Source organism: Nocardia sp. NPDC004123 (assembly GCF_053603795.1).
In genome coordinates, this window is record NZ_JBSGGG010000009.1 from 235619 (window position 1) to 253790 (window position 18172).

The 18172-nt window shown below is 58.2% G+C and carries 9 protein-coding genes; 2 read left to right on the plus strand and 7 right to left on the minus strand.

Annotated elements, in window-relative coordinates:
* Nucleotides 1-312 precede the first annotated feature (312 nt).
* Complete coding sequence (locus tag ACWEQQ_RS15510) at nt 313-603, plus strand: hypothetical protein (protein WP_452348664.1); 291 nt, start codon at nt 313-315, stop codon at nt 601-603.
* 7 nt (nt 604-610) lie between these two features.
* Here the strand turns inward: ACWEQQ_RS15510 and ACWEQQ_RS15515 are convergent, their stop codons facing one another.
* The 3 genes from ACWEQQ_RS15515 to ACWEQQ_RS15525 form a co-directional block, all read right to left on the minus strand.
* Complete coding sequence (locus tag ACWEQQ_RS15515; RefSeq protein ID WP_452348665.1) at nt 611-2278, minus strand: DUF262 domain-containing protein; 1668 nt, start codon at nt 2276-2278, stop codon at nt 611-613.
* A gap of 568 nt (nt 2279-2846) precedes the next feature.
* On the minus strand, nt 2847-3047 hold the full coding sequence (locus ACWEQQ_RS15520; protein WP_452348666.1) for a DUF397 domain-containing protein: 201 nt from the start codon (nt 3045-3047) through the stop codon (nt 2847-2849).
* Nucleotides 3044-3925 (minus strand): helix-turn-helix domain-containing protein, encoded by an 882-nt coding sequence (locus tag ACWEQQ_RS15525; protein WP_452348667.1) that lies wholly within the window; start codon nt 3923-3925, stop codon nt 3044-3046. Before ACWEQQ_RS15525 ends, ACWEQQ_RS15520 begins: the two co-directional genes overlap by 4 nt.
* Before the next feature lie 1154 nt (nt 3926-5079).
* Here ACWEQQ_RS15525 and ACWEQQ_RS15530 point away from each other — a divergent pair.
* Complete coding sequence (locus tag ACWEQQ_RS15530) at nt 5080-6846, plus strand: GmrSD restriction endonuclease domain-containing protein (RefSeq protein ID WP_452348668.1); 1767 nt, start codon at nt 5080-5082, stop codon at nt 6844-6846.
* A 912-nt stretch (nt 6847-7758) separates the two neighbouring features.
* Here ACWEQQ_RS15530 and ACWEQQ_RS15535 read toward each other — a convergent pair.
* Genes ACWEQQ_RS15535 through ACWEQQ_RS15550 form a run of 4 tightly spaced genes read right to left on the minus strand, consistent with a single transcriptional unit; the run spans nt 7759 to nt 17760 of the window.
* Nucleotides 7759-13104 (minus strand): DEAD/DEAH box helicase, encoded by a 5346-nt coding sequence (locus ACWEQQ_RS15535; RefSeq protein WP_452348669.1) that lies wholly within the window; start codon nt 13102-13104, stop codon nt 7759-7761.
* 2 nt (nt 13105-13106) lie between these two features.
* Nucleotides 13107-14129, minus strand: coding sequence for a hypothetical protein (locus tag ACWEQQ_RS15540; protein ID WP_452348670.1), 1023 nt, complete (start codon nt 14127-14129; stop codon nt 13107-13109).
* Nucleotides 14130-14140: 11 nt separating this feature from the next.
* Nucleotides 14141-16219 carry a hypothetical protein gene (locus tag ACWEQQ_RS15545; RefSeq protein ID WP_452348671.1) on the minus strand — a complete coding sequence of 693 codons (2079 nt, stop codon included), beginning with the start codon at nt 16217-16219 and terminating at the stop codon, nt 14141-14143.
* On the minus strand, nt 16216-17760 hold the full coding sequence (locus ACWEQQ_RS15550; RefSeq protein ID WP_452348672.1) for a hypothetical protein: 1545 nt from the start codon (nt 17758-17760) through the stop codon (nt 16216-16218). The genes ACWEQQ_RS15545 and ACWEQQ_RS15550 overlap by 4 nt, the downstream gene beginning before the upstream one ends.
* Nucleotides 17761-18172: the final 412 nt, after the last annotated feature.

The window sequence follows — 18172 nt, forward strand, 5'->3', positions numbered from 1 at the left end:
GCGCAGAGTTGGTCGACTGACTCGAATGAGAACGAGTGAACTGGCCACCACACCGCAGCGAAGAGCGCGTCTGGAACCCAGGTCAGCGTCACAGCTCGCGGACGGATCGGACCCTTGATCGGATCACGGTCGCGATTCCGCCCAGAATAGGCGAGCTCGACTGCGATCCGACCGGGCCCGTTGCTCGTACCCGCGAAGCGGCGTTGATTGCGATAGCCCGTCTCGAGGCCGGGTACGGCGAGCACCTCATGCCACTGGCCAACTTCCTACTGCGCAGCGAGTCTGTCGCGTCCTCGAAGATCGAACATATCGATGCGGGCTGGCGAGCTTTCGGCAACGCTGTTGCCGGGGGTAAGGCCAGCGACGATGCGAAGGCAATCGGCGGCGGTCAAGGCTCTGATCGCGATGGTCGATGCGGCCGGTTCAGGCAGCATCGGGCTGGACGATCTGCTCGAAGCACATCGGATACTGATCCCAATCCCCCTCCGAGAACAACAGTTCCGGCTCACGGGCGATACGAACCGACCGGGCCTGCGCCAACTCGTCCAGGAATCCCGCAACCGCAACGACTCGATGTTCTCCGGGGCCAGCGCCCGGACGTAACCCGTGCCTACGACAGCGCGACCGCGTCCTCGACGATCCGGCGCGCGACCTCGAAGCGAACCCGCACGCGTTTCGGGTCGGCGGTAGAGGCGCTGATCGCGGCGATGTACTCGTTGTTCTTCGCCATGGCCGCGCGAGCCTCGGCGACGATTCGGGGTCGAGCGCGCTCGAGCTGGTCGGGGTGGTAGGCGGACAGAACGACACCCCAGCTTTCCAGCAGCGCCCGGTTGATCGGTGAGCGCCGATCGTTGCCGGCGGGCCAGCGCCGGAAGGCATAGTCGCCGAAAATGATTCGCGCGTTGATCATGCCGCGTTCGAAGGCGGCGAACCAGGATTCGAGGTGCGCGTCGGAGATCTGGCCGACGTCGTCGATGAGTTCGGTGGTGGCGTCGAGCAAGTTCTCCAACGACCCGTAGGAGTCGTACTCCTGCAGATCCGGAAGGGTGTAGAAGGCCAGGAAACGCAGGACGGCCTCGCGGTCGTTCATGCGGACGTGATTTCGCAACACGCCACCGGTCGCCGCGTGGAAGACCTCGGCGGAGGCACACCGTTTGAGCAGGTTCCGGCTGCGCGCACTGCTCATGCAGTGCCGGATCTCCATGGCGTTCAACGGCTCTCCACCGGTGTTGATGCGCTTGAAGATGTCGTATTTGACGCGGTTGGGCGTGGACGGCTCGATCACGTGCACCACGATCTGGGCGTTGTGAAGGCGGCGACGCAGTGGCGGATCCAGTTCCGCGAAGGTCTTCTCGCGCTCGCCATCGAGGTACTCGAGCTCGTCGAGAGCGAAACCGCCCTTCACGAACTCGTGCACCGTGGACAACCGCTGCAGGCCGTCCACCACGCGGAACATCCCGCCCCGGTCCTCGGCGAAATAGAAGGCGGGCAAAGGAATCTGCAGCAGCAGGCTCTCGATGAGCCGAGACTTCTGGCGGCCCTTCCACACTCGGTTGCGTTGAAAATCGGGGGCCAATTCGAGATCGCCGTCGTCGATCATGTCGAGGACATTGCGCAGGGAGAACGTGCGGGTCGAGATCCGAATCTGTTCGGGATCCCAGGGTGCCGCCGGGCGGCCGTCGAACGGGTCGTCGTCCCGCTCGATCTCGACACCGGTCGGCTCACCGTAGAAGACCTCCTCCACCACGGCTGGGGCCTGATCACGCAGGGTCACGGTGGTGTCGGCCGGTGATGTCGCGATTGCCGGTGCGCTGGAACGGAAGTAGTGATCGAAGACGCTGGCGGTGCGGGCGTCCAGCTCGGCCGCAGCGAGCCCGGCGAATGCCGCGACGTCACTCATGGCGGGCAGCCACCGGTTCTCCATCACCGCCCCCAGACGGTGCGCGAATTGCTGGCGCCGCTCGGCCTCGTCGAGGAACGGCGGCAGGAAGCAGCCGAAGATCAGCCGCAGCGAGGGGCCACCCAGACCGAGGAAATACAACCAGTAGGGAAACTCATCGTCGAGCCGTAGCACGAACTGACGGACCGGTTCCATCTCGAACAGTTCGGTCGGGATGTGCTCGTAGCCTTCGATGACCAGTTCGACTGCACCCATGAAGATTTGGGCGCGCTCCGGCGAAACGAAGCACGAGTTGAGAGCCTCGAGGGCGGGCCCCAGGTCCCCCCTTTCGATGTCCTCGCGGGGTATCACGACAACCAGCTGATCGGGAGAGAACACCAAGCTTCCTTATGGTTCGAGTAGTCCGCCGAACCACCCTACCGAGGCGGCCGCGCACACGGATGCTTCCGACAGCCGCTGACCGGAAAACACCAGCTCGAGCATCTTCCCGCTGAATCGGTCACCGTATCGGTCACCCGTCGGCGCCTTCGTAATTAGTGCCGGGCGGTTGGTCCCGACAACCTGACATGAGAGTCCGCCAACCTCCGAAACTCCACCCTTTCGACCTGATCATCGGGAACAATTGCCCCTGACTGGAGCCCTGTGGGCAACCGCCGAGCCCGAGGCGTCAACAGGCAACTAGGAGGCCGACCTACAGACGTACCTGAACCATGAACGGATCAAGTCCGTCATCGTCGATTCCGTCCGATACGCCAAGGTTCTGGCGGAGGGCAACCGATCCCCCGAGCAAGAGGGAGCGCTGGTAACCAACCGCAAAGGCAAGGTTGCTCTTGCACATCAGGTTTGGGGTCAGGATGCGCATTTCGAACCGGAGTTCATCGAGTCGGCGTTGCGTGCTTGCGGATGAATCTGCAGGTACAAAGCCGACTCAATCCCAATCTGCGACCTAACGCCGATCGAACCGTCCGGCCTTCACCGCGTCGTTGAAGACACCCCACTCCCCCGCCGGGAACATCAGTTCAGGCCCGCCTGGGTGCTTCGAATCACGGACACCCGTCCGATCCGCGAAGTGCGCAACTTCGATACACGCGTCTTGTTGTGCCGAACGGCTGCTCTTGAACCAGACCGCACCGGATCGGGTACTCATCCGATGTACTCCTTCGCTCTCTGCGCCAGCATGTCTCGTGTGTCTTGTTCATCCAACGCATGCCGTTTGATTTCCACAAGAGCACTCCGATAACTGTCGATCTCGCTGTCCTTCTCCAGGTACAGAGCGCCGGTGTAGCCCTCGACGTAGACGACTGGCGGCTCGACCCATTTGGTACGCAGGTCAGGAGATGTCCGCGCCGGGAACTCCAGCAAGACGAACGGTCCAGTCTGCAACCCCAGATGCGAGCCGACCTGTTGCGGTACAACGCGTATCGAAACGTTCGGAGACTTCCCGAGCGCCACAAGATGACTCAGCTGACCACCCATCACCCCTGGACCGCCGACCTGATGGTGCAGGACAGCCTCCGAAAGCAGCGCCGTGGTCACGAAGTCCGCTTCATGCAACCGTCCCTGCCGCTTCACGGTCATCTCCACCCGCTGCTCGACCGCAGCAGTGGGCATCCCCGGAAACACCGTCCAAATCATGGCGCGGCGATACTCAGTGGTCTGGAGCAATCCCGGCAGCAGGGTGACCTGCCACGTGGTGAGTCGTTTGGCGGCTTCCTCGAGTCCGAGGTACAGATCGAAATGCACTGGTACACAATCTCCGTACGAATGCCACCAGCCGGTGCGCTGCGCTTCCTCGATCAGCCCGAGCAGAGTCGCCGTATCGTCGTCCGACGCCCCGTATAGCCGGCACAACGCCTCGATGTAGACCACCTTCAGCTTAACCGACTGCCCACCCTCCATCCGCCACATAGTCTGCGGCGAAACCTCAATAGCCTTGCACGCCTGGGTCATACCCACCCCCGCCTTCTCACGGAGGTGGCGCAACTGGCGACCCAGCATCCTGCGCGGAACGGTCGAACCGGTCATTCCGTTAGCCTCACTATCTGCTCGGCGTCGTTTTGGAATGGTTTCTTCCTGAGATTTGGAAGTTTGAGAAGTGCCCTGGAAACCGCGGCACTGAAATCTTCCAACATCATCACGCCCCGTGTCTACTGAGATTCGTTCGGAAAGCAAGACCGATTAGCTCGAATAACAAACTCTTCCAACACGTTCTGCTCCACGAGAGGATGCCGCAATGTCTTGGGACGCATGGGCGCTCCTGTCGATCCTGACTCTCTGCACCGCCGTCATCGTCTGGTCTTGCTGGGGCTTCTACTTGGACAACCACTCGGGAAACCCCAGCTCCCTTCGACTTCCACTCATCGGAGGCGGACATCTCAATGTCCCCAATCGAAGCGACCACCCCACAGGAAGACACCGATCCCGGAAGCCGAAGGTGATCGAACAATGAACCCCTGCCGCGGTGGCCGTCCTGGCCGCACTCCACCCCGACAACACGCTGACCGCAGCTCCAACAGACCTCAACCCTGACCAGCTGGCGAACCTAAAACGCCCTCACCCAACTCGAATCCCGCGGCCTGATCATCCCCAGACCGCGGCGACCGCTGGCGAATCAGCCCGCGCGGCCGAGGCCGCCCTGATGACCAAGGGAGGGCGCTTCACCTTAGGACCGTCTGCAACTCAGCCCACCCAAGACCGGCCCTGACTCTCGACTGCTGGCGTGTAAAACCAGTTCAGTGGTGGACGAAACCAACACAGAGTCTGCCTGCGAGTTCAATACAAAAATTGGCGCAGGTCATCGGACTCGGAGTCGCTAGACCTGAGGACTCAATGGGACGCTGCATCGCACCTCTGGACAGATGTCTGCCCCAGATCTGCCCCACGCTTGTCTGTTAGCTGCCCCACGTTCAAACCGCCCTGTCTGCGGGTGTGCCAACAACCATGACCGCGCCGTCCTCAGGCGACAGTCACGAGTGGTCCGGCATCAGGCGAGATATGGGTACCCTGCTGAGCCGGCGCATGATCAGCAGCTGTCATGTCTCCCGATGTCAGCTACCTGCGCTTCCCCTGGAACGGAGCTTGTCCACCGTTCGCCGCCCATCGGGGTGGTCCGGAAATACTTGGAAGCTCCGATCGGCATAGCTTCGCCGTGGTACCGAGCGGCCCCCTAGAGTATTGGCATGGCCGAGATAGATGCGCAACCTAAATCCGTACAGGTTTTGTACGAATGGTATGTAAACAAACGCCTCCAGGTGAATCGGCGGTACCAGCGAAAACTAGTCTGGACGTTGGAAGAAAAACGCGAACTCATCGAATCCGTCAGAAGTAATTATCCAATCCCTTCTGTCTTGGTTGCGGAAATTTCCGAGAACCGATATGAGATTATCGATGGACTGCAACGCCTGTTTTCTATCTTCTCTTTTCTCGAAAATGCCTACTCAACCACAGACAACAAGTATTTCAATATAGATGAATTCCCGGCCGCCAAGTTGCGATCCGAAGAGATTCAATTTCCCGATACCTCAGACGGGGAGAAGATCTCCCGAGCCGAAGTAGTCGCTATCATCGGCTACAACTTCCCAATATCAATCATGCGAGATGCTTCAGAAATTGAAATTAATGAGGTATTTCGTCGAATCAACACTTATGGCCGCCGACTGAGTGAGCAGGACCGACGCCAGTCGGGCGTACAGGACAAGTTCGCAAACATGGTCAGAAGGATCTCCTGCTCATTCCGTGGGGATTCCTCCGCCGACCTTATTGATCTCGGTTCCATGCCCTCCATCAGTATTGACCTTCCGAAAACAAATCACGGATATGCGATCCAATCCGATCAGACATTTTGGGTCAGGGAAGGAATTCTTCGATCCACGGACTTGAGGGATAGTGAAGATGAACAATGTATCGCCGACATCGCAGCTTGCATCGTCGGCGGACAGCTAATTAACCGCTCGAAGGAGGCTCTCGATGATGTCTATCGCGAGCACAGCAGCGAGAACGTTCGCCTACAGGAAGCACTGGCGTACTATGGCGAAGAAAAGTTTGTTGAAGAACTTCAGTATTGCGTCCATGAGCTTGAAAAGTGCTGCGAAGCCGGTAAGCCTACAAAACTGAAAGCGCTCTTGTTTGAAACACCCAGCAATAACAGTTTTTCAGCCATATTTGCAGCTGTCATCATTACCCTTCACGGAATCCTGATAAAAGAGAAACGTAAGATATCAAATTATACGGCAGCAAAGGAAGCACTCAATAACCTGAATAAGCACATCGATACTGGCCGAGGGGCGACTACGGTCGCTAAGCGGGAACGCAATATTCAGATTATATCAGGCCTGATAAAGCCACACACAGTAGCCGACGACCTCGGCGCGGTGTACACGAACCACTCCTACATTCAGATAGACGAACTCATCCAACGCTCGCAGATAGAATCTTCCGGATACGAACTTAAGCAAGGTCTTTTGACACTTTCCGAAATCGGCCGAAAGAAGGATCCATCCATTATTGAAAAGGTTTGTATGAATATATGCGCGATTGCAAACAACGGACCCAACCAAGATGGTGTCGTAATGATAGGGGTTGCGGACAAGAAGCCAGACGTTGACAGGATTGAAAAACTCGACGGCATCAGCCCGAAGCTTGTGGGAAAGAAGTATGTGGTTGGCCTCAGTCGAGAGGCTAAACAACTAGTGATATCCAATGAGGACTATTTCTCCCTTTGGAGGGATGGCATTGCGAGTTCAGCATTGAGCGACCCATTGAAGTCGGACGTACTGTCTAATATGACTTGGAACAATTATCATGGTCTAGGTTTGATCGTCATAACGATACCAAAGCAGAAGGACACGTCATACTTTGATGGTGCTATTTTCACCCGAGTGGGGGACACTCTAAACAAGGTCACAACACCGGTGGATATCGTTAACGTGTCCAGGAGGTTTACATAGCAGGGATCATCTGTGTTTGGGTAGTTCACTGACTCCGCATCGGACAGCACCGATGCCGTCTCATCGCGCGCGGTGCTGCCCCGCCCCACGGCACGGTCCCTAGAACGCGATACTGGTTCAATCCTAGTATCGCGCACCAGAGTTCGACCAGATCAGGCCCGGTTTCCGCCGGGTCTTTCTGTTGTCGTGAACTCAACATGAACTGAGGTCTGTGAACTCAATCTGAACTGAGGCCCGGCTCTCAGGTTCGCTCTCGACCGCGAACTCCCCACCGCAGCTACCGCAGTAGATCGGCCCGGCTTCGAAGGTGGTTCGGGACACTCGGATCTTGCGCCTGCATAAGCACTCCGCGGACAGTCCGTTGTTGCTCGACCTGCGCCCGCCCCGCCGACTCGGCTCGCGCCGGCGGTAGGCGACGAGCGCGAACGCCAGCTCGTCCAGCGCCTCTCGGTAGCGCGACCAGTTGAAAACGGTCCAGACGAGGTGATGAGCCGACCGAGCGCAGTCGAGAGCAACAGCACCCAGCGTTCCAAGAACTCCCCAAATCTTCGAGGTCACTACATGCGACTTCCTGCGCAACCACACAGGTTGCGCACCGACTCTGCCTGCATCTACTTGATCCCAGAACCGACGCCTCACGCTGGAATTCGGGAACTGCCCGTGCATTGACAGGAACTCTCGATCAGCGGGTTCGGGGTTCAAGTCCCTGATGGCGCACCACAAGATGGCCCCTGACCTGGCATTCCAGTCAGGGGCCATCTTCGTTGCAGACGGTCTACGGGACTCGCACCAAAAACACCAAGAATTCGCTACCGAACATTCCGCCCGCTGGCCAACGGCCCGTCCAATTGCCCCGCACACGCACGCCGAGCGGTCAGGTCTCGCCGATGGTCGTTCAAAGAGTCTTCTATATTAGGCAAGTGGCGCGCCGCTGATCACATGGCGATGTACGGCAGGCAGATCACGCACAAGGGCAAAGTCCGGAATCGCGACAGCGCGTTCGCCGAGGTTAGTCGACAGGCGGAGTGACTCTAATGCATAGCCCTCGTCGAGCAGTGCGGGGTACGCGCCCACGACCACATTCGAGTTGCCATCAGAAACCGAAAGTGGCCGGGATGCAGGTCCATTGGAATCAACGGACCACCCTTCTAGCTGGAAGTACCGCTTCAGGGGGTCGAGTAGCTTCTCTTGCCGTTCTATTTCAGGAAGGGCCGGGATCGCTCCGCCGATCGAATAGTCGAAGAGGCTCAGCGCGAGATGCCGGTCGAGGCGGCCGTGCATGAATCTATTCCGGTAGTGGCGAAGGCACCGAGTGCAAGAACGGACGCATCCGGCGGGACAGTCGGCGAGTATAGATCGCACCTGCCGGATAACAGAGTCGATTTCGCGGCCGGCATCGGCGGAGTATCCGGCGCCACCCGACGCGGTGTCATATAGAAATATCTCGGAAACGCGCATTCCCGGGTCGGGAGAAATTCGATGTGAGTAACCGGCGCTGATTTCATTGGGGTCGATGTCGAGATGGATAGTTGCGCCCAGGGCAAAGGCCTCTGCGAGCGTAAGCAGTGCGTCGTTCACCCACGGCTGCGTCGGCCCAAGGGCTATGGGCCGCTTTGCGATGATCTGCAAGAGCAGTGAGTCGGTCCTAAATCGGTGAGAAAGGAATATCTGCTTTCGGATACGACCGTTACACGTCGAACGCAAAGCTTGATTTGTCGAAATCAAGAATGGAACACTATGTTTCCCGTCTGACGGAATAGTCGCGTTCGGCCATGCCGCACCGCAAACCTCACATATGCCGAAGCCTTCATCGTCGTCGCCGCGATTGACGACGATCAGTTCGACATCATGCTGGAAGCAAGTGCGAAGATTTTTCCCGAAGTCAACGCGCCACTGCAGTTTCGAGCGGTCCACGAACTCGGGCATCTGGGCGTTACCAGCATTGGTATAGATTTGAGTCTCATAACTTTCGTCGACCGGCGATGCACCCTCTGGATAGAAACCGCTGGGTGACAATAGGTCCCTTGGAATAAGATCTGCGCCACAAACCGGGCACTTTCCGGCCTGATTAGTACTGAGACGAGTGTCGTCGAGTCGAACATATGGGCATCGGGTGCATCCAATGTACTGCTCAAGCGGAGCCGCAAAATAGGGCGCTGCGGGTCGCCAGCGGTGCGTTCTATCTCTTGGAGGGAAGTAGAGTCCGCCACTGCGATAGGTCCGCTTGTTGACGACGATCGTACGTCCGGGAGCATATTCGCTCAGGGCTTGGATCTTGGCCAGTTGTGGACGCTCCTCGGTGATGATCCGGTTCTTTTCGTCTCGGCTCTCGATGTAGAACGAGCACACATCAGTCGGGAATGCATACTTAGGTAGCAGGCCGGCGTCGAATAGCACATCAAGAAGATTGATTCGGGTGCCTCCGTCCTGCGGAACGATGACCTCTGAACTGCCGACTTCCTCCAACGATTTCAGAAATTCGCGTGCGGTCTCTGCGACATAGTTGGCAAGTCCGGCTCGCCGATCGGGGCCAAGCAGATTGCCTGGGAGCCAGGCAGTTATGCGTAGGACCGCCGGCGAATCTATTGAGCCAAAGTTACGTTCAGTCCACTCTTTGAAAGCTTGAAACGATAATTCGTCATCCTCGTTTTTGAAGAAGTCGAGCGCTGAACCCAGAGATGACATGACCTCGCCGGACTCAACCCTCGGGTGGTTTGGGTGAATGGTTTCGTGGAAGAACGTTTGCAGGATGTAGGAGTGGACGTGCCGTCGCGCCAGTTTCTGGTTGTCATCTTTGATTCGAAGCGCTGAGACGGGCCCGCTGATCATTGCGTGCGGATTCTGGAAGTAATAGCTGTCGTGGGGTGCCCCGTCGGAGTAGGTGAGAACGGTCGATACGGCGCTTCCTCGTCGGCCCGCGCGACCTGCGCGCTGTTGGTAGTTCTCACGCATCGGTGGCATTGTGCGTAATGCGACAGCGGTGAGCCCACCGATGTCGATACCGACTTCCATTGTCGTGGTACAGCTCAGGACATCCACAGCTGGTGCGCCATCACCCAGCTCTACATTCTGGAATCGGAGTTCGAATCTTTCTGTGGTCGCGAACGCTGCAGTGTCGTCACGTTGTGAGAGTTGGGCCGTGTGCTCCTCCGCGTTGATGTGCATCGGTGTTCGTCCGTTGAGTACTTCAAGAAGGGGAGCCCGCAAGTGATTCTCGGGCGTCCATGCGGAGGGATGGTCGTGACCGCATTTCTCCAAATTGACCGATTTGCAGTCGTAGTTGAGGCACTTACCGAGGAGCCCCATCGGGGCGATATGTCCACAGTCTGAACAGCGGATCCAGGTTTTGTTGAGTGCGAGGTCAATTTGGAATCGGCTAGGATCCAGCACATCTGCTGATGCACTGTCTGTTTCGGTCGGTTGAGTAAATACGGCAAAAAGTTGCTCACGCAGTTCGTCGATCGGCCGCCCAAGTCGTTCACCGATCTCAGCGAAGAACAACTTGAATGCGTCGGCCCTCCGGAGTTCCTGGTAGTAAGGAAGTGTTTGGCGGCGAATTGCGTTCGGCAGACGTGGGTCGAGACCGCCATGCTCGAGCATCTGCAATGTCCATGCAGAAACTATCTCATCTATCGACGCCTCTGGTAACTGGATCCCTCCGTCGCGTAATTTCTTCAGCAGTAGACGCCTTGCATTCGGTGGCGGTGATAGCCGAACGGCATGAGCCATCGTGAGAGATTTCGTGGGGTGGCACAGCTGGCGGAACACCGCGCCACGGAACTTGAGTGGGGCGTTTGGTTGCCAGTCGAACTCGAATGCCGTCGCGAGGTCTCCTTCATAGGTCTCGGCGTACTCGGTCGTGTCGTTCTTCAGCCGGATTTGGTCGTCGCCATCGAAGAAGGAGAGGCTGTGCTGGTAGCAGATGGCAACGAAACCGGAGTAGAGCCTGTTCAATGTTGGCGGCTTGGTGCATGTGACAGTCAGTTCGCGGATGGCCAGAACGAGAGCTTCGCGCATCGTAGAATCTTCGACGTCCCATGGCAGGTCCCTAGCGAGGCGGGCCGCCTTCTGACGACCGTCGGAAAACACCAGTACCTTTCGTCCGCCATTTGGATTGTGCGGACTGCGCGGAAGGACAGCGGGTTGCGCTGTGAACTGTTGCCGGATGAGGTTTGCGAACGCTGACTCGCCTGTCGTGGCAAGGCTGGACAACGTCGAGTAGTTGGCGCGCTCTGCCGACTCGAGGCACCGCACACACCGAGAAAATTGTTCGGCAGCACCCTTTTTGGTCGGGTTGGCCCGGAATAGCACACGTGCGCCCGACGCGCCTGGCTCCACAAGTCGGCCCGTCCTTACATCCAGACCAACTGGAATCACACGTTTCAGGATCCCCGGATGCGGGTCTCCAAGGTACAGCTTCACTTCCTTGAGCGGTTTTCCTGCGCCGATTCGTCCACCTGGTTCGTGCCATAGGAACGTTGGCTCTTCGGTTGAGGTGTAGCCGCGGACATAGATTGCACCGCATTGCTTGTGCGAGAGGATCTCATAAACACGGCTACCGCAATCGCATTGGACTCGCGGGCTTTCATATATCTGTCCAAGAAGCTGGTCGATACGGGTTCCGGCAACGGCTGTGCAGTCAGAATTTATACAACCGAACAGTGCGGGCGCGGCTCGGTACATCATATGGATTCGCGAAGGAAGAATGGGCTGCTGTCCGCGGCCCGGCTGCGGGCGACGGGCAAACGCCCCGAGCACCAGCAGACCGTCGATAGCCTTGTTCTGGGCCTCGACTTCGGCGCTCTCGAAGATTTTGGTGGCGAGCTCCCGAAGCTCGATCGCATGGCCAGAGCACTCCTCGATGACCATGTTCGCAGGACCGAACTTGCCGAGGGCCTCGCCAACGGCCTGCCGTGCACTCTGGAGAGTTGCGTTCTCGTCGAGATTCACCAGGGCACTGAACTCACCGAGGGCCGCCTGTACTTCGTCAACTGACTCAGCAAGCGACAGTGCAGTACCGTCAACTGTCGCCAGCATCGCCGCCTCACGTGGAGTGGCCTTCGCGCTTCCGGCCACCTTCTCGACGGTCCCGCGCACCACTGCGTACTTCCTCGTCGTACTCTCAGCCGTTAGTGCACGTGCGAATTCGATCGCACCGGTGTCACCATCATTGACCTGTAGGCTCGCGCTTGTGAGTATGCACCGAATCCGGTCGCGAGTGATGCCGAGACGAGCGCCGAGGCGTCGAATCAAGAGTCCTACCTCGGCGCCGGTCGCGCCTCGGTACATGTGAGCTTCGTCGAGAACGAGAAGGAGCTGATTCCGTTCATCGGACTTCAGCCACGTCCGGGTCTGGTCGAAAATCGGACGCTCGATCGGGCGGAGCAGCATGTACTCCAACATCGAATAGTTCGTGACGAGAATATCTGGCGCGGTGAGCTGCATCTCGTGGCGGGTGAGCAGCTCTCGGTCGTAGGGGCCTGTCGTGTACTGATCTGCCCCACGTTTCGCGAAGCGGGCCAGATCCTTGGCCGGCCAGCGACCGCGGTCTTTCAGCTCCTTGACGAGTTTGTCTTCTCGACTCTCGAGCTCTGTGTAATACCGGATCAGATCTGCGAGCCGACGCTTGTCGCGTTCTGTGGTACGTGTGTTTGGGTATGGAGTCCGTCCCGTATACATACCGAAGTACGGATGTCGGCCGCCTCGGTCTCGAAAGTACTGAGCCACCCGTTCGTCGCCAAATAGTCTGCGTAGGCGAGATGTTTGGTCGCTGACGAGCGCATTGAGTGGATAGAGCAGTAGTGCCCGCACTCCGGGTTGTGTGAAGCTCGGTTGTTCAGCCTCGCACGCGAGCATCCCGAGGATCGAGTAGAGGAAGGTTTCGGTCTTTCCCGAACCAGTACCTGTCGCGACGATGAGATCGGAGGGCTTGTCGAGATCGAAGAAGCCTTCGAGTGCCTGGGTTTGGTGCAGATATGGCGGATGGATGCCGACACTCGGAGTGAACTCGTGCAGTTCGGCCAGTACTTTGCGGACGGCGCCAGGAACGTTGAGTTCATTGAAGTGCGGTCCGTACATGTACGACGGAGTGATCTCGATGTGTGGCGTTTGGGCGACAACGCCTGGGCATTCGAGTAGCCTTCGTCGGCGTTCGGCCAGGTCGGCGTCGTCGATGGGGGAACTGGCTTCGATTGAACGCAGGAAGCTCTCTCGAATCTGACGCACAACCTGAGTCGCGCCGATATCTCCTTCAGCCATTGCTACCTCCTCACCAATTGGATGCCTAAGTCCTCAACGGTCTGTCGTACTTGCTCTCGGTACGTCGCCGCAATGAATCTGTGCTCGAACTTCTTGGCGGGCAGCCGTTTCGCGAGTGCAGTCAAGAAGCGCATCTCCGGCGCAGGGACCGGGTTGTGAAGTATGAGTTCCGCACTGCTGCTTGCGGATTCGTTCCAAATGGCCGTCGTGGGATTGCCCGCCAGCATGTCGTAGCCAAACATCAATCGATGCGCATCCTGGCGATCGATCTCGCATGTACCCTCGACGGTCCCCGCTGTGACGTCAGCGAGACCATGGAGTCGCCAGTGGTTGAGCACCGTCTGCCGGTAAAGGTATGTGCCAGTCAGATTCCTGGCCGTTCGCTGCCAGCGATCGTGTTGGAGGCATCCACTTCGTGCGGTCTCGGGGAGATAGAACTCCAGCGAATCCGTCGGCGCACTGGCGACAATACGGATCGACTTGCCGAATTGTCTTGTCCACGTCTCGAGATCGGTTGACTGGCGACGGGCCCAGAGCTGAAGTCCTACTTTCGGTAGCTCTAGTTTGTCGGGGACGGAGCCCGTTGCGAGGTGGCGCGTGGCGCCCGAATACGTTATTGCATCCCTTATTTCCTGGTCCAATATTCGCAATGGAACCCCGCTGACGAATAGGCATGGTTGATCGTTTCCTAGTTCGACGATTACACCCTCGACGCTTACCCAGTAACCATTCCCGAGCTCGGCGAGATCACCAATGGAAGCCAGATCCTCGAGTTGCTCCCGGAGTATCTGGCGGCGATCGGTTTCAGAAATCCCGGCATCACCAAGATTGAGCAATTTGTCCACGGATACTACACGATCGAGAAGAACCCGGACGTAAACAGGTGTTTGAGCGTGCGTCGATGCCCACGCCACGGCGCGGAGCATTTCGTAGCGGCGCTCGTCGATTTCGAGTTCTGGTTTCAGTGCCAGACTTCTCTCCAACTCCCGTTTGGCAGTCGCGCGATCAATTGTTTCGAGTCTCATATGGAGGTGATTCATCCCAGGCGCATGCGCAGTCGCTTGGCCAGATTATGGTATCTCGAGGCCGTTTCGTCTACTAGGGAAAGATTCCTCGCCAGTCCGGCCACAAATACCTCGTATTCGCCCTCAGTGAGAGACGTAGCCGCGACTGGAAGAAGAATGCATTCAGCCACGGAACAGCTAATCTCTTCTTCAGTCTGGAGGGGGCTTAGCGCGGCTGCGAATCGTTCTGCGGCCTTTTCGATATCATCCGAAATCGGCCAGAGGGGTTTGATATCCGTCAGCAGGTAACTGACAACTTCGTCGTTCGTAGGCTCCGTCGATTCTGCGAGCCTGATATATGAGAACTCATTTGCAACTGGCCACGTGAGGAGCCGTGGTAAATCAACCGCTATCGCGTACCCCCATAGGTCCGGGCTGATGCGTGCCGAGGTCACCCCAGTCGCGATTGTGCCGGCGACTTTCAGATTCGGGTGCGGGTCCAAGGAGGTAAACGCTGTGTCTTCCCAGCGACTTTGCAGCCACGGGACGAGATAGGACTCTGTGGGGGCTTGGTTTATGCCTTCGAGTACGACCATGACCTCACCTGCCGCAGCTTCGGAGTTTGCGGCCTCGAGAATTCCATGGTGGATTCGGAATGCGCCGGGCTTAGCTGAGTGTAGCCCTTGCAGGTCCGCCGGGTGCAGGAAGTCGTGCGCGACCGGAATTCGAAGGACGCGGCCGCTGCACATAAGGGCAGCGATCGCCGACAGCGCGGCCGGACCGCCGTTGCCCAACGTAATCGGCAGGAGTCCCGCGCTGATGGCCGCGAAGAGGCGCCGGGCTTCAGTAGCCTTCATGCCCGTCGCCTTCGCGGCTGTCATCAATTGTTTCCTGACGGCACTCCTTTCCGCTAGAGGTGATTTGGCAATCGGCCTCAGGTTGATGGAAGTCTGCGATGGAGGGCTGGCCGCCTGCGCACCGGACCTGGTCAGCGCCTGCGCGATAATCGATGATGCGAGACGCTCCCGCGTGCCGGTGACTAGCTCCTCGACAGCAATCGCGACATCGCGTCGTAATTCCTCGTTGCGGGCGTTCACGATTTCTTGCGCGCTGATGACCTCGCGCCCTGCGTGGGCGATTAGGTCGTTCAGCTGCTGGAGTTCTGATTGCGCAGCGTGCAAATCCTTGTCGAGGTCGGCCAGCTGTTTGGTTCCCCCCGCGACCCTGTCGGCGATCTGATTGAGCTCGGCCCTCTCGGCATTGGCTCTTGCTTCTTCGATCGCCTGGTCCATCAGCGCCACAACCGTCGGCAGTCCACTCAGGGTGTTCGCGATCCGCGACGCCAGGCGGCGGGCGGTATCAGCGTCCTCGCACGCCTGCAACGCTCGCTGAACGCGCTGACTATCAAGAGAATCGCCATTCGTACTGGACCGATCGCTTATCCAGTCGCGGACCTTCGCTAGCGTCTCCTTCGTTGATTGAATGTTCACTTCAGCAAAATCGAGGCTGGTGAGTGTTGACACCGCCAGTTCGGCGACGACGTCCACAACCTCGTCGAGCGGGCGACAGTCGACGTAATCGACGACTGGCAGGCGGTCGATCCGGTCACCAACCATGTACCCGTCGAAGTCGGTAACAACCATGCCGGCCGAGCTGCGCATCTCGAGCTTTTCCGGGGATGGTGCGACGGTCTTTCGCTTGCCCAGTCGGAGCGGGCCGAGGAGAACTTCACCTTCGCACAGGGCGTGAATTTTCGTATTGCTATTTGCCCAACGAGGGACACGTAGCTCGCCGATCTCTTCGGCAATGCGGTGCGCCGGTCCTGCGGCGCGCCGATCGATCACCACATCGGCTGGCCGAACTGACGTAAGGCTAAATCGCTTCTGATCCTTACCGGGCAGCTTCAATTCTTCGACAAGTTCTGCAATTACAGGGGCCAGGTTTTCTGCTTGCAAATCACCCGGCGCCTTCAGTGGCGAACTTGACTTGAATGCGTCGACGTCGACTGGATCCCACTTATTGTCGACAAGAATAAATAACGGTTCTATTCGCTTGCTATTCCGAGTCTTGAGGATCTTGCCAAGCACGAGTGCTCCCGTTTCCAGAGTCATCGTTCGATTCTCCAATCCCCAGTCGTATCCCGCCGACCGTCTGACATCCAATAAGGCCTCGACAATTCGTCATCGGCGCGAAGAGCCATAAAGGCAGAACTCCATTGCGGTCGCTTCAACGCATCGAGTGCCGATCGTTGACTGCGGCGAGTTCCTGAGGTTGCCGTATTTCGAGGCAACCTGTGGCTCGCGCCGGAACCGTCATCCGTCTCAACAGGTTGGTGCGGTTGCTTAACGCTACTGATCCGTATTATGCCGAAGCTGCCCGCGTCCACTTCGAGCGAACACGCGGTCGAGTCAACGAGTTTAAGCCATTTTCTCAGTTCTTCCGAATTCACGTGCGACAGCCGTTTGACGGGCTTACTCGGGTACTGCACCGATGCAACGAAACGGAGAGAGATTTCAGTATCGACCTGAAGCTCCGGGGCCCTGATCTCGTCGATGTTGTCAGCCGAGTAGGGCCAGTGGTCTCGGCCCCCAATCGTGATGCACCAGAGTCGTGAGTGACCGAACGGCTGCCGCGACTGTGCGAGATTAGTGACATGCATTTGGTCGCCTGAACGGGTACGCAGGCGAGCATCGCGGAAGCTTCCGGACAATCTCACGAAATCGCCTGGTTCGCTCAGCTTCAGTAGATGAAACTCCTGGCTTGACTCGGCAACGATCGCAACAGCTGAGGATGACGGCGCAATGATCGCGCAATCATCGGCTCGAATGACGTGCGTCTCATCGTTCCGGTAGTCAATCGGTGGCGTCAGGAATGTCGATGGATCGCAAATTTCAGCGAGCGTGGTGCCAAGGCTTGTCAGCCACTGCGAGTAGCGAGAATCGGCATCCCGAGGGGCTACAAAGTGCCAGGCGGTGAATCCGTCGTGGCTCTCGAGTTCACGGGTCATGATCCACTTCGGCGGCGACACCGGCTGCTGAGCAAGGAACACCACTGATCTACCGAGGTAGACAGGCCGGCTTGCGGTGCACAGGATGTAGTCGCCGCCCATTTCTTGGCAGAACACGGCGCCCATCGCTGGGATGTTTTGGACGGCGTGGTTCCAGCGCATAGGATCCCCCGGCCAGTCCCCTCGAGGATAGGCACGGAGAATCTGGTTGGCAGGGTTGAAGGTAACAGTCGATCTGCCAGATCCTGGCCAGAGCTCGAGGCCGTTCACGATCGTTGGATCGCCGCCGTTCTCGTGCTGTAACGCAACAGCTAGGCCTTTTAGCAGCTGGGGAGTAACTTGCGCTATCTCGGTGGTCCGGAGTTCCGGCAATTTGATATAGAGGGTCCATTTGTCGTCAGCGTGGGCAAGTCGGAGAGCGAACCGCGAGTCATGCTGACTAGTCCACTGAGAAGAGCTGATGCCCGGGTGGTAGTCGGGGCAGCTTGGTGATTCGTCTGTGTGACGGAAGTAGGCCGCATTGATTTTGCCGCGCGCGAGTGTGACTTCTTTCCAGCAGTTCGGGCACTCGAACCCCGGATGGCTCTTCTCTGCAACTTCCGCATCAACCAGCGATCCGAAGTGCCAGTCTATTGCGTGCTTCAACTGTGGCGCCCTCCGCTCGTAGCCGAGCGATGCGTTCCGACCACTGACGATGACCGTTCCCTGTTCGGTTCCGACGCAAGGGCATGTAGCGTCGCGACTGCGTTTGCCGACGGGAATTCCTCGAGCGACCAAAGAAACATGCTGAACTCACAGAGGCCTTCTCTGGGCATAGTTCCCCCTGGGTTTGTGCTGCGGACATGTGACGTCCACGCCGAATCGTAAAGGAGGGCAACGTCGTTACCGGATGCGAGCGGCACGGTGTCGGGTCTCCGCATCGAACCCGTGGCGACCCGGGTTCGTCGCGCGGTAAACGTGTCTCGTTCGCCGGCCCGCGAGCACTCTAGACATGCTGACCGACGGTTCTGCCGTCTCATCAGCGGGTTGTCGATGCTCGGCACATGCTCGGAACCCA

What these genes read in the sequence shown, in the direction of transcription:
- ACWEQQ_RS15510 (WP_452348664.1), top strand. Translation starts at nt 313, where the DNA reads ATGCGGGCTGGCGAGCTTTCGGCAACGCTGTTGCCGGGGGTAAGGCCA.
- ACWEQQ_RS15520 (WP_452348666.1), bottom strand. Translation starts at nt 3,047, where the DNA reads ATGAGTACCCGATCCGGTGCGGTCTGGTTCAAGAGCAGCCGTTCGGCA.
- ACWEQQ_RS15525 (WP_452348667.1), bottom strand. Translation starts at nt 3,925, where the DNA reads ATGACCGGTTCGACCGTTCCGCGCAGGATGCTGGGTCGCCAGTTGCGC.
- ACWEQQ_RS15530 (WP_452348668.1), top strand. Translation starts at nt 5,080, where the DNA reads ATGGCCGAGATAGATGCGCAACCTAAATCCGTACAGGTTTTGTACGAA.
- ACWEQQ_RS15535 (WP_452348669.1), bottom strand. Translation starts at nt 13,104, where the DNA reads ATGGCTGAAGGAGATATCGGCGCGACTCAGGTTGTGCGTCAGATTCGA.
- ACWEQQ_RS15540 (WP_452348670.1), bottom strand. Translation starts at nt 14,129, where the DNA reads ATGAGACTCGAAACAATTGATCGCGCGACTGCCAAACGGGAGTTGGAG.
- ACWEQQ_RS15545 (WP_452348671.1), bottom strand. Translation starts at nt 16,219, where the DNA reads ATGACTCTGGAAACGGGAGCACTCGTGCTTGGCAAGATCCTCAAGACT.